The organism is Nocardia pseudobrasiliensis NBRC 108224, assembly GCF_001613105.1.
Lineage (GTDB): Bacteria > Actinomycetota > Actinomycetes > Mycobacteriales > Mycobacteriaceae > Nocardia > Nocardia pseudobrasiliensis.
Genome location: NZ_BDBS01000034.1, coordinates 78,602 through 93,056 on the forward strand (window position 1 = coordinate 78,602; position 14,455 = coordinate 93,056).

The 14,455-nt window shown below is 68.3% G+C and carries 14 protein-coding genes; 3 read left to right on the top strand and 11 right to left on the bottom strand.

The annotated features are described in order from the left end of the window. Positions 1–50 precede the first annotated feature (50 nt). From NP4_RS26115 to NP4_RS26125, 3 genes are read right to left on the bottom strand one after another with little or no spacing between them, the layout of a single operon-like run. Complete coding sequence (locus NP4_RS26115) at positions 51–863, bottom strand: ABC transporter ATP-binding protein (RefSeq protein ID WP_068003073.1); 813 nt, start codon at positions 861–863, stop codon at positions 51–53. A gap of 8 nt (positions 864–871) precedes the next feature. Continuing rightward, positions 872–1,921, bottom strand: a complete 1,050-nt coding sequence (locus NP4_RS26120) for a FecCD family ABC transporter permease (protein WP_068003076.1) — start codon at positions 1,919–1,921, stop codon at positions 872–874. Beyond that, on the bottom strand, positions 1,918–2,928 hold the full coding sequence (locus tag NP4_RS26125; protein WP_068003079.1) for a FecCD family ABC transporter permease: 1,011 nt from the start codon (positions 2,926–2,928) through the stop codon (positions 1,918–1,920). Before NP4_RS26125 ends, NP4_RS26120 begins: the two co-directional genes overlap by 4 nt. A gap of 258 nt (positions 2,929–3,186) precedes the next feature. On the opposite strand from NP4_RS26125, the gene NP4_RS26130 reads away from it, so the two are divergent. Both NP4_RS26130 and NP4_RS26135 read left to right on the top strand, forming a co-directional pair. Next, a complete protein-coding gene (locus NP4_RS26130; protein WP_068003082.1) occupies positions 3,187–3,897 on the top strand; it encodes a DUF8020 domain-containing protein in 711 nt (236 codons plus the stop codon). Positions 3,898–3,967: 70 nt separating this feature from the next. Next, on the top strand, positions 3,968–4,861 hold the full coding sequence (locus NP4_RS26135) for a Vgb family protein (RefSeq protein WP_068003086.1): 894 nt from the start codon (positions 3,968–3,970) through the stop codon (positions 4,859–4,861). Here NP4_RS26135 and NP4_RS26140 read toward each other — a convergent pair. From NP4_RS26140 to NP4_RS26150, 3 genes are all read right to left on the bottom strand, one after another. Then, on the bottom strand, positions 4,827–5,234 hold the full coding sequence (locus NP4_RS26140) for an RsbRD N-terminal domain-containing protein (RefSeq protein WP_484194752.1): 408 nt from the start codon (positions 5,232–5,234) through the stop codon (positions 4,827–4,829). The two genes, NP4_RS26135 and NP4_RS26140, sit on opposite strands and share 35 nt — an antisense overlap. Before the next feature lie 65 nt (positions 5,235–5,299). Further along, on the bottom strand, positions 5,300–5,659 hold the full coding sequence (locus NP4_RS26145; protein ID WP_068003090.1) for a peptidase inhibitor family I36 protein: 360 nt from the start codon (positions 5,657–5,659) through the stop codon (positions 5,300–5,302). A 1-nt stretch (position 5,660) separates the two neighbouring features. Then, entirely contained in the window at positions 5,661–6,779 is a 1,119-nt protein-coding gene (locus NP4_RS26150; RefSeq protein ID WP_068003093.1) for a GGDEF domain-containing protein, read from the bottom strand. Between the two features lie 170 nt (positions 6,780–6,949). Between NP4_RS26150 and NP4_RS26155 the strand changes: the two genes are divergently transcribed. Continuing rightward, complete coding sequence (locus tag NP4_RS26155) at positions 6,950–7,792, top strand: SDR family NAD(P)-dependent oxidoreductase (protein WP_068003097.1); 843 nt, start codon at positions 6,950–6,952, stop codon at positions 7,790–7,792. A 9-nt stretch (positions 7,793–7,801) separates the two neighbouring features. On the opposite strand, the gene asnB is transcribed toward NP4_RS26155, so the two are convergent. Genes asnB through NP4_RS26180 form a run of 5 tightly spaced genes read right to left on the bottom strand, consistent with a single transcriptional unit; the run spans position 7,802 to position 14,448 of the window. Further along, complete coding sequence (gene asnB, locus NP4_RS26160) at positions 7,802–9,658, bottom strand: asparagine synthase (glutamine-hydrolyzing) (protein WP_068003101.1); 1,857 nt, start codon at positions 9,656–9,658, stop codon at positions 7,802–7,804. Between the two features lie 21 nt (positions 9,659–9,679). Beyond that, entirely contained in the window at positions 9,680–11,116 is a 1,437-nt protein-coding gene (locus NP4_RS26165) for an aldehyde dehydrogenase family protein (RefSeq protein ID WP_068003103.1), read from the bottom strand. A gap of 15 nt (positions 11,117–11,131) precedes the next feature. Beyond that, positions 11,132–12,187: a zinc-dependent alcohol dehydrogenase family protein gene (locus NP4_RS26170; protein ID WP_068003106.1), complete on the bottom strand. Its 1,056-nt coding sequence runs from the start codon at positions 12,185–12,187 to the stop codon at positions 11,132–11,134. Positions 12,188–12,193: 6 nt separating this feature from the next. Further along, positions 12,194–13,387 carry a cytochrome P450 gene (locus NP4_RS26175; protein WP_068003109.1) on the bottom strand — a complete coding sequence of 398 codons (1,194 nt, stop codon included), beginning with the start codon at positions 13,385–13,387 and terminating at the stop codon, positions 12,194–12,196. Then, entirely contained in the window at positions 13,384–14,448 is a 1,065-nt protein-coding gene (locus tag NP4_RS26180) for a methyltransferase domain-containing protein (protein ID WP_068003200.1), read from the bottom strand. Before NP4_RS26180 ends, NP4_RS26175 begins: the two co-directional genes overlap by 4 nt. Between the last annotated feature and the right edge of the window lie 7 nt (positions 14,449–14,455).

The following is a 14,455-nucleotide window of genomic DNA, read 5'->3' on the forward strand; positions in this document are numbered from 1 at the left end:
ACCTTATTTCCATTGGGTCGCAATTGTCCGGATCACTCGGACGCGATCCGTCAGCCGATGTGTGCGGCGTTCGAGGCGAGCGGAACGACCAGCGGGGAGCCGGTTTCCGGATCCTCGATGACCCGGCAGCCCAGTGCGAACACCTCGCGGACCAGTTCGGCGGTGACGATCCGCTTGGGCGGGCCCGCGGCGACGACCCGGCCGTCGCGCATGGCGATGAGGTGGTCGGCGTAGCGGAAGGCGTGATTGAGATCGTGCAGCACCGCCACCACTGTTCGGCCCGGTTCGGTGTTGAGTTCCCGGCACAGGTCCAGCAGTTGGATCTGATGGGCGATGTCCAGGTAGGTGGTGGGTTCGTCGAGCAGGATCACGGGGGTGTCCTGCGCGAGGACCATGGCGATCCAGACGCGCTGGCGCTGGCCGCCGGACAGTTCGTCGACCGGGCGGGCCGACAGCTCGGTCACGCCGGTGGCGGTCATCGCGGCGGTCACCGCCTCGGCATCGGCCCGGGACCACTGTCGCAGCAGCGACTGATGCGGATAGCGGCCGCGCGCAACAAGATCGGCGACCCGGATGCCGTCGGGGGCGATGGAGGTCTGCGGCAGCAGGCCGATGCGGCGGGCCACCTCCTTGGCGGGATAGGAGCCGATCGCCTTGCCGTCCAGCAGCACCGTGCCGCTCTCGGGGGCCAGCAGCCGGGCCAGCGCGCGCAGCAGCGTGGATTTGCCGCAGGCGTTGGGCCCGATGATCACGGTGAACTTTCCGTCCGGAATGTCCACCGACAGTTGGTCGCTGATCGTGCGGCCCCGATAGCCCAGCCGGACCCGATCTGCCCGCAGCCGGGCGGCGTTGTCGTCGCTCATGGGTGTCCTCAATTCCGTCGGGCCTCGGCCACCAGCAGATATGCCAGATACACCCCACCGATCGAGGCCGTCACCACACCGACCGGCAGGGCGTTCGGGGCGAAGGCGCGCTGGGCGATCCAGTCGCAGGTGATCAGCAGGAACGCGCCCATGGCCGCGGCCGGGGCGAGTGCTGTGCCCGGCGCGCGGGCGAGCCGTCGGCCCAATTGCGGTGCGGCCAGGGACAGGAACGCGATCGGACCGGTGACCGCGGTGGCCACCGCGGTGAGCGCGACGCTCAGCACGATGAGCAGCATCCGGTCGCGGTCCACCCGGATTCCGGACGAGCGCGCCAGATCGTCGCCCAATTCCAACATCTGCAGTCGCGGAGCGGCCGGGATCAGCACGACCGCCGCCACGGCCAGAATGCTCAGCGCCGGACCGACCTGCGCCCAGGACGCGTTGGACAGCGTGCCCGCGCCCCAGGCGGCCGCCGACATGGCGGCGTGTACATCGGCGCGCAGGATGAGCCAGGTATTGACCGAGGCCAGCATCGCGCTGACCCCGATGCCGACGATGATCAGCCGGAATCCGGTCACATTGTGGCGCAGGGCCAGCAGCTGGATGAGCACCGCCGAACCCAGCCCGCCGACCAGTGCCCCGGCCGCGGTGGGGAATTGGCCGCCGCCCAGGAGCAGGATGACGATGAGCGCCCCGGTGTGCGCGCCGGTGTTGAAACCGACGATATCCGGACTGCCCAGTGGATTGCGCGTCACCGACTGCAGCAGCGCGCCGCTGACGCCGAGTGCCGCGCCGAAGGCCAGCGCGAGCATCACACGCGGAAAACGCCACTCCCACACCACGAGTCGATCGAAACGCTGATCGCCGACGAACAGCGCCCGCAGCACCCGGCCGGGCGGAATCGGATAGTCGCCGCTGCCCAGCGCGAGTACCCCCACGGCCAGCGCCAGCGCCAGCAGTACCGCGCACACCACCAGGGTCCGCACGCCCGCGCGCGCGGTGAGCCCGCGCGCGCGGAGGGTCACCATCGAGCGGCCGAAGTCGATGCGCGTGGTCATGACGAGCTCACCCGCGCGCGGCGCGCCAGCCCGATCAACGCCGGCGCACCCAGGAAGGCAGTCACCAGTCCGGCCGGGACCTCGTCGCCCGGAATCAGGATGCGGCCCAGCACATCCGCACCCAGGACCAGGATCGGGGCGAGCAGCATGGCGTAGGCGACGATCCAGCGCTGATCGGGTCCGACGATCCAGCGCGCGATATGCGGTACGGCCAGGCCGACGAAGGTGATCGGTCCGGCCGCCGCGGTCGCGGCGCCGCACAGCAGGGTCAGCGCGACGGCGGTGAGCAGCCGGGTGCGCCCGACTCGCACGCCCAACGCGTGAGCCAGATCATCGCCGAGCGCGACCGCGTTGAGCGAGCGGGCGGCGATCACGGCCGCGATCAGTCCGACCGCGATGAACGGCGCGGACTGGACGACGATGTCGTAGCCGCGTCCGCTCAACGTGCCCGAATCCCACTGCCGCCACTCGTCGAAGGCCCTGGCGTTCAACAGGATCAGGCCCTTGGTCAGGCCGGACAGCACAGCGGTGACCGCGACCCCGGCCAGGGTCAGCCGGATCGGATCGGCGGCTTGGCGTCCGGCCGTACCCAGCCGGTAGACGACCATGGCGACCAGTGCTGCCCCGACGAATCCGAACCACACGTAGGTGGTGAGCTCGCCGACGCCGAGCAGCGCGACCGCGAGCGTGATCGCGAAGGCCGCCCCGGCATTGATGCCGAGCAGGCCCGGATCGGCCAGCGGATTGCGGGTCAGCCCCTGCATCAGACAGCCCGCGACACCCAGCGCCAGCCCGGCGAGCAGGCCGAGCAGGGTGCGCGGCACCCGGTATTCGGTGACGACGAGATGGTCGGGGGAGCCGTTGCCGTGCCACAGCGCGGCCCAGACCTCCGACGCCGGAATCGCTTTGGTGCCGACCAGCAGGCTGAGCAGGCAGACCGCGGCCAGCGCGGCCGCGGCCAGCAGCCATCCCGGCCAGTGCCGCCACCTCGGGTGCGAGCTGTGCATCGGATCGTTCTCCAGCGGATCAGGTGAATTTTTCTATTCGGTACTACCTAGCTCTTGAAACTTAGGCTTGCCTACCCTACCGTGTCGTTTCGTCCGATTCACAGCCAACTCTCAGTCGGGTTGTGACGGTGCTGGAGCATATCCGGTCGCCGCCGGATGCTTTACGTATCAACTTGCCCCGCAACGGCTCTCGACGCATCGCCGAGCGGGGTCGACGGCGCACGCCGTGATGAGGGAACAGAGAGAGGTTCGCGACCAGTGAAATTCACCAAGGCCGCCCTGCTGGCAGCAGCGCTCAGTACCGCACTGGGCGTTACCGCCGGTGCGAGTCACGCCGCGCCACAAGCGGATTCGGATGTGATCAATTACACCTCGACCGCCACCAAGGAGAGCACCATCGTCACCACCGACGCCGGGTCGATGGTGGTCGAGGACGGCGCGTTCAAGATCAAGGCGGCCAACGGCGCGACCGTGGGCGGCACCGAGTTGAGCTTCCGGGTCGACGATTTCGTGTTCCCGATCGCCGCCGAGATCAAGGACCGCACCGCGACCCTCACCCCGCAGTTCGATCTTCGGCACGCGGTGTACAAGCCGGTCGCGCTGCCGTTCGAGGACAGCGCGCCGTGGAAGACCCCCTACGACCGTGAGCAGGCGGCCTGGAGCCGGATGACGGGCACCATCTCCCTGGGCGCGAGCATTGCCACCCTGGTCGGCGGTATCGGCGGCGCGGCCGTGGGCTGCATCCTCGGCGGCGCGGCCGGAATCGCGCTGACCGGTCCGCTGTCGGCGATGCTGGGCGCGCCGATCGGTGCGGTGGGCGGCTGCATCGCGGGCATTCTCGCCATCGGTGCCCTGGGCACCCTGGCGGGTCAGATCCTGATCACCGCGCCGGTCGCCGTCATGGCCGCCCTGCAGTACTTCACCACCATCAACCAGCCGTTCACCCCCGCGGCCCCGCCCGCCAAGTAATTCCGAAGGGGGCGGCGGTGATTCGCCGCCCCCTGACTCGGGGGTCCGCCGGAAAAGGCAAGCTGTACCCATGATCGAACAGCACATCGTGGCCGAGCCCGGCGACGGGCCCTACGCGGTGACCACCGGCCCGGACGGCGCACTGTGGTACACCCTGGTGCACAGCGGCCGAATCGGACGCTGGGCGCCCGGCGGTGAACCCGTCGCGTATCCGCTCGAGCCGGACAGCGGGCCGACGATCATCGTCGCCGGACCCGACGACGCGCTGTGGTTCACCGAATACCGCGCCCATCGCATCGGCCGGATGGCATCGGACGGTTCGGTGCGGGAATTCGCCACGCCCACACCGCAATCCGGCCCGTACGGCATCGCCGCGGGCTCCGACGGCGCGCTGTGGTTCACCGAATCCGGGGCCGATCGCATCGGGCGCATCACAGTCGACGGCGAGATCACCGAATATCCGTTGCCCGGCAGCGGTTTTCCCTCGGCGATCGCCGCCGGACCCGACGGCGCGCTGTGGTTCACGCTGAATATGGGCAATGCGATCGGCCGCATCGACGCCGACGCGGCGATCACCGTGTACCCCGTGCCGACCCCGGCCGCCGCACCCGTCGGCATCACCGCCGGACCCGACGGCTCGCTCTGGTTCGTCGAAATCGGCGCGGGGCAGATCGGGCGGATCACCACCGACGGTGTGATCACCGAATTCCCGCTGCCGGATCGCGCCACGCGCCCGCACGCCATCACCGCGGGCCCCGACGGCCGACTGTGGTTCACCGAATGGGCGGGTAATCGAATCGGCGCGATCACGGTCGACGGACGAATCGCCGTGTACGACCTACCGGTCGAGGAGTCCGAGCCGCACGGCATCGCGGTCGGTCCCGACGGTGCGCTGTGGATCGCGCTGGAAATCGGATCCCTGGCTCGGATCAGCTGCCCGGAAATCCCCGCGGCAGCGGTTTGAAATCGTTGGTCAGCCGCAGGCTCACCGCCGAGATCAGCGCGGGATCGTCGATGAGCGAAATCAATTGTTTCCAAAAGTATTCCGCGCCGACCCGATAGTTGGTCAGCGCCTCCGGCAGCGGCATACCGTCGTGCACCAGCCGCAGCGCCCGTTCCACCAGCGGGCGGGAATCCTCCTCGGAGGGCTCGACGTCCTCGATCAGATAGCGGAAGTACAGCTCGATATTGAGCCGCGCGCTCGGCACGAAATCGGCATCGGCCAGAGAATGTGGAAGATAGCTCCCCGCGATCCCGCGGCGAATTCCTCGACCAGTTCTCGCGCCCGTTCCCGCAGCCGCTCCAATGCGGCCGAACCCGTGCCCATGAACGGACAATATCTACTTTTGGATAGAACTTCGACGGTCGGGCGATATGCCGAGTCGTCGGTCGCGTTCGTGAGCTAGGCCCCACCCGGCGCCGGGCGTGCGATGTAGAGGCTGCGTACCGGAGGATCGAACGACGGATTCCGGTCGGGCAGCACCCATCCCGCGCCCTGGCAGGTGTCGCTCGACAGATACGACCAGTTGTCGAACGCCTCGCCGTCGACGATCGCCGAACGAATTCCGTTCAGTCCCAGGCTCTGTGCGGAATGGCACTGCTTGATATCCGCCGCGGTCAGCACGACCCGGGTCCCGGTGTAGTTCGCACCCGACCAGACGCAGGCCAGACCGGGACATTCGGCGGCGTCGTCCGCGACCGCCGTCACGGTGGGCGTCGCCATCATCGCGCCCGCGAGCGCCAATACTGAAAACCATCGCATATCAATAAGATTCGGGTGTCGAGCGGTGTGCGGCAATCCCTCGATATTCGGGGGCCTGGGTGTGCCGGGCGATCACCACGGTATCGCCGCCGCGCTGTTTGGCCTGATACATCGCGCCGTCCGCGGATCGGATCAGATCGTCCACCGAGATCGGGCACGTGGGATCGGGTGTCGCGGCGGCCACGCCGATACTCGCGGTCACCGACACCGCGGCCAGCGGTTCGGCAACGGCCCGGCGCACATGTTCGGCCGTTTCGGTCGCGGCCGCCAGCGAGGTACGGGCGACGATCGCGAATTCCTCGCCGCCGATGCGGGAGACGATGCTGCCGCGCGGTGCGGCGGCTCGCAGCCGGTCGGCGGTGTGCACCAGCACCTCGTCGCCGGTGGAATGTCCGAAGGTGTCGTTGACGGCCTTGAAGCGGTCCAAGTCGATGACCAGTACGCAGATCGGGACCGGATCGGCGCGGTCGAACATCACCGAGGACTGATATTCGAGGCCGCGGCGGCTCAGCAGTGTGGTCAGCGGGTCCGACAGCATGTCCCGCCGGAACAGCCAGTAGCCGAACTGGAGACCGGGCGGCACCCCGATGGCCGCGGCCAGGGTCACCAGTACGACGATCGCCGTGCCGATCTCACCGTCGCGAACCAGTGGAGCGGTGATCGCCGCCACCGAAATTATCGACCAGAGCGTATGCGCGGCAAGCACTTTGGGCCCGTGGAATACGCACAGATGCATCCCCATGACGACCAGCAGCACCATGCCCACCGATCGGGCGACCTGGCTGGGCTCGAGCAGGCATACCGCCGTGATCACCACATCGCCCGCCGCGAACAGCGCCACCGATTCCGTCGCGCCCGGCCACGGCAGGAACCACCAGCGCACCAGCCACGCGAGTGCCGCGGCCGCCAGCAGCCACACCGCCGCCGAACCCACCGCATAGCGCGGCCCGGACTCCGACAGCATGGCCGGCGCGTTCAACACCAGGGTCAGCACGCCGCCCGACCCGACCGCGAATCGGGCCGTGCCCAGTACCGAATGGGAGGCGATGGCGCGCGCCATCCAGTCGTAGTCGACGCCCTCGCGCCACCACGTGCGAAGCAACCGCAGAACACCGCTCATGGGACTACCCCTAGGCGTCGACCGGATCCTCGTGGATACCGCAGCCTATTGCGGCTACGGGAGCGCAAACCAGTCGGTCCATGTCACAGCTGGGTATCGACCGGGCCCCTGGCGGTGACAAGATCGGACCACTAGGGTTAGAGAGCGGTCACTATCTTTTAGGGGACTGGATGCGACGCTTCGACGGCAGGGTTGTGGTTGTGACCGGCGCGGCCTCCGGAATCGGAGCCGCGACGGCGGTGGAATTCGCGCGTCGCGGGGCGGATCTCGCCCTGTGTGATATCGACGAGCCGGGCCTGAAGGCGACCGCGGCCCGCTGTCGGATGTACGGCGTCGCGGCGACCGTGCAGGCCGTCGATGTGGCCAGCAGGCCCGCGGTCTATTCCTTCGCCGATCAGGTCCTCGCGCAGTACGGCCGGGTCGACGTGGTGGTCAACAATGCCGGTGTCGGCCTGCTCGGCGACGCCGCCACCGTCAGCGACGACGGCCTGGAATGGATCGTCGACATCAATTTCTGGGGCGTCGTCCACGGCACCCGGGCCTTCCTGCCCGCCCTGCAGCGTTCCGGCGGCGGCACCGTGGTCAATGTGTCCAGCGTCTACGGCCTGCTCGGCATGCCGAGCCAATCGTCCTATTCCGCGACCAAATTCGCGGTCCGCGGCTTCACCGAATCGCTGCGGATGGAACTGCTGATGGCCGGATCCTCGACCCGCGTCATGTGCGTGCACCCCGGCGGCATCCGCACGAATATTGCCCGTAATGTCCGTCTCGACGGCGAGGGCGTCGCCTGCCCGCGCGATCTGCGCTCGGCCGCGGACTCATTCGATCACCTCGCCCACACCAGCCCCGACCGCGCCGCCCGCACCATCGTCGACGGCGTGGCCCGCAAGAAGATCCGCCTGCTCGTCGGGGCCGACGCCGTAGTGATGGATATCCTGCAGCGGCTGTTCCCGGTCGGATATCAGCGCCTGACCGTCTTCGTCACGAGACGGTTCATGCGTCAGTACGCCTGAGCGGTCCGGTCACCACGTGAGGGAGACGTCGTAGGCGTCGAGCCATTCGTAGAGGCGGATCGGGGTCTCGTTGAGTAGGCCCCGTTCCTGCATCGACGAGGACTTCACGACCGGGGTGTCCAGATAGCGCTCGATGGCGTTCAGGTCGAACAGGGTCAGGGCCGGGGAGGTGGGTTCGGCGGTGATCTTGGCCAGGACCTGTTTCATCGCGCGGTCGTAGCCGGGGTCCTGGGTGGCGGGGTAGGGGGCCTTGCGGCGTTCCACTATGGATCGGGGGAGCAGGTCGGCGGTCGCGCCGCGCAGCAGGCTTTTCTCCCGGCCGTCGTAGGTCTTGATCGACCAGGGGGCGTTGAAGACGTATTCGACGAGGCGGTGGTCGCAGAACGGGACGCGGACCTCGATGCCGTTGGCCATGCTGAGCCGGTCCTTGCGGTCGAGCAGGATGGGCATGAAGCGGGTGATGTTGAGATAGCTCGCGATCCGCATCCGCCGGTCGATTCCGGTCTCGCCGGACAGGTGTGGGACCTCGGACAGTGCCGAATGGTATTGGTCGGCAATGTATTCCGGCAGGTTCAGCGCGGCGGTCAGGTCGGGATCGAGGAAGGCCGTGGACTGTTCGGTGATGCCGCGCTCGCCGAGCGCGTGCCACGGGAAGGTATCGGCTCGTACCGCGCGCGGATCGTGGAACCACAGATAGCCGCCGAACACCTCGTCCGCGGATTCGCCCGACAGCGCGACCGTGGACTGCTCGTGGACCGCGCGGAACAGCAGATACAGCGAGGGGCCCAGATCGCCGTCGCCGTAGGGCAGATCCCAGGCCCGCAGCACCGCCGAGCGGATATCGGGGGCGACCAGATCGGCGTTGTTCAACAGGATTTCGCGATGATCGGTGCCGACGTGGCGCACCAGCTCCGCCGCGAACGGCGTATCCGGGGACTCGCGCAGCGGCTCGGGTTCGAAGTTCTCCACCTGTCCGGCGAAATCCACCGAGAAGCTGCGAATCCGCTGTCCCGCACCGAGTCTGCGCTGGGCCAGCGCGGTCAGCGCGCTGGAGTCCAGGCCGCCCGACAGCAGGGTGCACAGCGGCACATCGGCGACCAGTTGGCGGGCGACGATGTCCTCCAACAACTCTCGCACCGTGGCGACGCTGGCGGGCACATCGTCGGTATGCGGCCAGGACTTCAGCTCCCAGTACTTCTGCTCGATCCGGCGGCCCTCGCGCACGCGGAGCAGATGTCCGGGCCGCACCTCGTACATGCCGCGCAGCGGCGTCTGGCCGGGTACGCGCAGGAACGACAGCACATCGCGCAATCCGTCCAGGGACAGTTCGGCACGGCTGTCCGGGTGGGCCAGAATCGCCTTCGGCTCGGATCCGAACAGCACACCGTCGCGAATCGGGTAGTAGAACAGGGGTTTCACGCCCAGCCGATCGCGGCACAGCAGCAATTCCTCGGTGCGGCTGTCCCAGATCGCCAGGGCGAACATGCCATTGAGCCGCTCGACGAACCCCGCGCCCCACTCGAGATACGACCGCAGCACCACCTCGGTATCGCTTCTGGTGGCGAATCGGTGTCCCCGCCCGATGAGTTCGTCGCGCAGTTCGCCGAAGTTGTAGACCTCGCCGCTGTAACTGATCGCGGCCACCGGCGTGCCGTCGGGCAGCGTCTCCGGTGTGACCATCGGCTGCCGTCCGCCCTCGAGGTCGATCACCGACAGGCGACGATGCCCCAGGGCGATGCGCGGACGCAACCACATCCCCTCGTCGTCCGGGCCGCGTAAGGCCATGGTGTCGACCATCTTTCGGACAATTCGGTGCTCGGTGGCGAGATCACGACCGAAATCCACCCAACCGACGATTCCACACATCGCACACCCTTCCCGTAGTCCTCAGCCCAGTGCCGTCCACACGGTCTTCGATTCCAGATACGCCGCGACCCCGGCGCGGCCCATTTCCCGTCCGATCCCGGAGGTCTTCACCCCGCCGAACGGTGCGGCCGGATCACCGGGCGCCCATGCGTTGAGGTAGACCGAGCCGGTGTGCAGCCGCGCCGCGAGCGCGTGCGCCGTACCGATGTTTCGCGTCCAAACCCCTGCCGCCAGACCGTATTCCGTGTCATCGGCCGCCGCCACGACCTCGTCGAGATCGCGGAACGGGGACGCCACGAGCACCGGGCCGAAGATCTCCTCGCGACAGATCCGCATATCCGGCTTCACCTCGGTGAACAGCACCGGGCGCAGGAAGTACCCGCCGCTCGGCTCGGCCGCCGGAACCTCCCCGGTGCTCAGGGTCGCGCCCGCGGTGAGTCCGTCGCGCAGGAATCCGCGCACCCGCCGATAGTGTTCGGCCGAGATCAGCGGTCCGAGTTCGGTCGCCGGATCCAGCGCCGGGCCGACCCGGGCGCGCTCGGCCCGGTCCACGATTCCCGCCACGACCTCGTCGAACACGCTCTCGTGCGCGTAGAGCCGGGACGCCGCGATGCACGCCTGGCCGGAATTGGCGTAACCACCCTGGTACGACCCGGCGATCGCGGCCTCGATATCGGCATCGGCGAGCACGATATTCGGGCACTTGCCGCCGAGCTCCAGCGTCACCGGTTTGAGCGCCGCGCCGGCCTTCGCGCCGATTTCGCGGCCCACGGCTGTGGATCCGGTGAACACCACCTTGTCGACGCCCGGATGATCGACCAGCGCGGCCCCGGTCTCGCCGTCACCGGCGAGCACATTGACCGTGCCCGAGGGGAATTCGGCCTCGGCGATCAGCTCGGCCAGCCGCAGCACCGACAGCGGCGCCTGTTCGGCGGGTTTGAGCACCACCGTGCATCCGGCGGCCAGGGCGGCGCCGAGTTTCCAGGCGGCCATCAGGAGCGGGAAGTTCCACGGAATGATCTGGGCGCAGACCCCGACGGGCTCTTTGCGCGTGTAGCACAGCGTATTCGGGACCGCGACGGGAATCGTCTCGCCCTCGATCTTGGTGGGCCAGCCGCCGAAATAGCGCAATTGCGCCGCGGCGGCGGGGATGTCGTGGGCGCGGGCCACGCTGATCGGCTTACCGCCGTCGCGGGCCTCGAGGACGGCGAGCTCCTCGCCGTGGCGTTCGACGAGTTCGCCGAGACGGGTGAGGAGTCGTCCGCGCTCGGCGGCGGGCAGCCGCCCCCACGGCCCGTCCAGTGCGGCGCGGGCGGCCCCGGCCGCGGCGGCGATATCGTCGGGTCCGGCGTGGGCCACCTCGGTGATGTGCGCGCCGGTGGACGGATCGACCGTGACGAAGGTGCGGCCGGTGGCGGCGGGTACGAATCGGCCGTCGATGTAGAGCAGGGTGTTCACGAAACCTCCCGGCCTTCAGAAGCGGTCGATGACGGTGATGCCGTGGGTGGTGAAATCGCTCATCGCCGCCAGCACATCCCCGGCCTGATCCAGCGATACCGTCCGCCGCACCAGCGTCTGCGGGGTGAGTCGATCGGCGGCGACCAGCGCCAGCAGCCGCGGATAGCTGGTGTGCGGATTGCCGTGCGAGCCGACGATGCTCAACTCCGCGATGGTGATCTCGTCGACCGGCAGCGCGATCTCACCGGCATCGGCGGCCCCGGTCAGGCCGACCTGGACATGGCGGCCCCGTTTACGCAGCGACCGAATGGAATTCAACATGGTGGCCCGCGCGCCCAGGGCGTCGATCGATACGTGCGCGCCGCCGCCGGTCGCCTCGCGGACCGCGGCGGGCACATCGGATTCGACGCCCGCGTGCACGGTATGCGTCGCGCCCTGGGCCCGCGCGAGCTCGAGTTTCTCCGCGTCGATATCCACCGCGACCACCGAAGCGCCGGCGGCGCGGGCGATCTGGACGCAGGACAGCCCGACCCCACCGACGCCGTGTACGGCCAGCCATTCACCGGGCCGCACTCTGCCCTGTCCGACGACCGCGTGGAATGCCGTCATGAACCGGCAGCCGATCGCGCCCGCCGCGACCGGGGTGAGCGAATCGGGCACCGGCACACAGTTGAAGTCGGCGTTGGGTATTCGCACATACTCGGCGTAACCGCCGTCGCGCCAGAAGCCCAATACCTGCATGTTGTCGCAGACATTGGCCTGTCCGGCCCGGCAATATCCGCAGACGCCGCAGGCCAGATGGAACGGCACCGTCACCCGGTCGCCGATGCGCACCTCGCGTACCTCGGGACCCGCCGCCACGACCTCGCCGACGATCTCGTGGCCCAGCGTGCGCGGCAATTCGACCTGTCCGCCCATCCAGCCCCAGTCGCCCATCCAGCCGTGCCAGTCGCTGCGGCAGATGCCCGAGGCGAGGACGGACAGGACCACGCCGTCGGATTCCGGTGCGGGATCGGGGATTTCGCGTATCTCCAGCGGAGCTCCGTATTCGACGATCTGTGCTGCGCGCACCGTGGCTCACCTCCCGGGGCGGATGCGGACGGGCAGCCGATCCAGTCCGCGCGTGATGGTATTGGGCGTGCGGGTGGGTTCGCCGGTGAGCTCGACGGTGGCGGCCCGCGCGGCGAGCGCGCCGAACAGGGCATTGGCCTCCATCGAGGCCAGCACGCGGCCCGGGCAGTTGTGCACGCCGGAGCCGAAACCGACCGTATCGGCCGGATTGCGGCGCACCAGATAGCGATCCGGATCGGGGTAGTGGCGTTCGTCCCGATTGGCCGAGGCGTAGGAGACCACCACCCGCGAACCCGCCGGGATCACGCGATCCTCGATCGCCACATCGTCGGTGGTGACGCGGGAGAAGCATTGGATGGGCGTCTCCATGCGAATGCCCTCCAGGAATGCGGCGGGCACGAGTGTGTGATCGCGGCGGACCGCCGCCCACTGCTCCGGATTCTCGGCCAGCAGCCACAGCGTCCCGGCCACGCCCGCGATCGTGGTGTCCAAACCCGCGCAGGCATAGGCGCTCATGGTCATCAGCGCCTCGCCCTCGGTGATCTCACCGCGATCGGCCGCGGCCCAGACGATTCGGCCGAAGCTGTCGGGCAGCAGCCGATCGGGCGTCGCCTCGGTGACCAGATAGCGCATGAGGGCCTGCACGTCGGGGAAGGTCGACTCCTGCAGTTCGCCGGGCGGCCCCATGTAGTTGAACGCGCCCAGCGCCCAGTCCAACAGGTCGGCCCGGTATTCGTCGCGCGGGAAGCCGATGAGGTCCATCACGATCTCGACGGGCAGCTTGCACGCGAAATCGGCGACGCCGTCGAATTCCGCACGCGCCAGCAGACTGTCGACGAGATCCTCGGCGTGCTGTTCGATATCGCCCGCGATCCGGCGAACGTATCTGGGTCGCAGGGCATCGTCGAGCACCTTGCGCACGGCCCGGTGACGCGGCGGATCCATCGAGAGCAGTGAGCCCGCGGACGCCTCGTTGCACGGGGCGTTCATCGCGATGCCCGGCGCGGAACTGAATCGCTCCCAGTCGATCAGGGCCGGGCGCACCTGGTCGTAACGGAACAGGCCGTACAGGTCGTAGGCCGACAGATATACCACCGGACCGAGTTCGCGCAGCCTGCGATAGTGCGGATAGGGATCGAGAAGCGCGGCGGCCGAGAATAATTCGATATCGGTCTCGGTGGCGGAGAACGAGGTCGTCACGCCCGGTCGCCTCCCGGGGCCAGATCATAGAAGCAGATGCGCGGTCCCGCGCCCGGCCGGTGATACATCCGGCGCAGCCGCATGCTCGATTTGTCGAATACGTCGAACCAGGCGGCGCGATCGCGGGGCAGGCCCTGTCCGGTCAGGACGTGGATCAGGAAGAAGTCGTCGTCGTTCTCCCGGCCGTCGTAGCGAATCTCGGGCTCACCGACCAGGAGAATCTTCTGATGCGGGAACATTTGTCCGATCTCGTCGAGCAGATCCACCACGGCCTGTTCGCCATTGCGGAAATGCTCGTGCAGTGCGCTCATGATGCACAGCCCGTCGGCCTCGAGGCATTCCCGCGGCCAGGTCCGCGGGGCGAAGGCGTCGCCGACCACGAAGCTCACCCGATCGGCCACCCCGCTGCGCTCGGCCAGCTCATTGGCGACCGCCACGGCATCGGGGCTGATATCCAGCCCGATACCCGTCAGCTCGGGATCGCGCAGACAGGCGTCCACCACCAATTGGCCACCGCCGCAGCCGATATCGAGGATCTTGTGGACATCGCGCCCGCGCATGGCCTGCAGCACGACCGGGGAGTGGAAGAAGGAGAACAGGGTGTCGCAATGCGCGCCGAGCGCACCGCCGTCGCGGATCACATCCTTGCCGTAGACGGCCTTGCCGGTGAGCAGATCGCCGATCCGGCTGGTGACCGCGCCATAGGCGTCGACGTAGACGCCCAGGCGGGCGAGGGAGATATCGGTGGTGAGGAATTCGCCGAGCCGGGTGAAATGGAAGTCCTCGCCGCGGGTTTCCAGGACGCCGCGATTGATCAGATAGCGCAGGAAGCCGGTGCCGATCGCGGGATCGATGCCGGCCAGCAGGCCGTCGGCGATCCGCCGCGGCCCCGATCGCAGGCGCTGCAGCAACGGCGTATCGGAAATCGCCTGCACCGCCTGGCAGACATGCATCGCGCTGATCATCTCGGGCAGATTCGACAGCGTGAACGACTGCCATTCCCGGCGCTGGGTCTCGTCCTGGAGTTCGATGATCTCCGGGGCATGGTCGGTGATGGTCATATTCCAC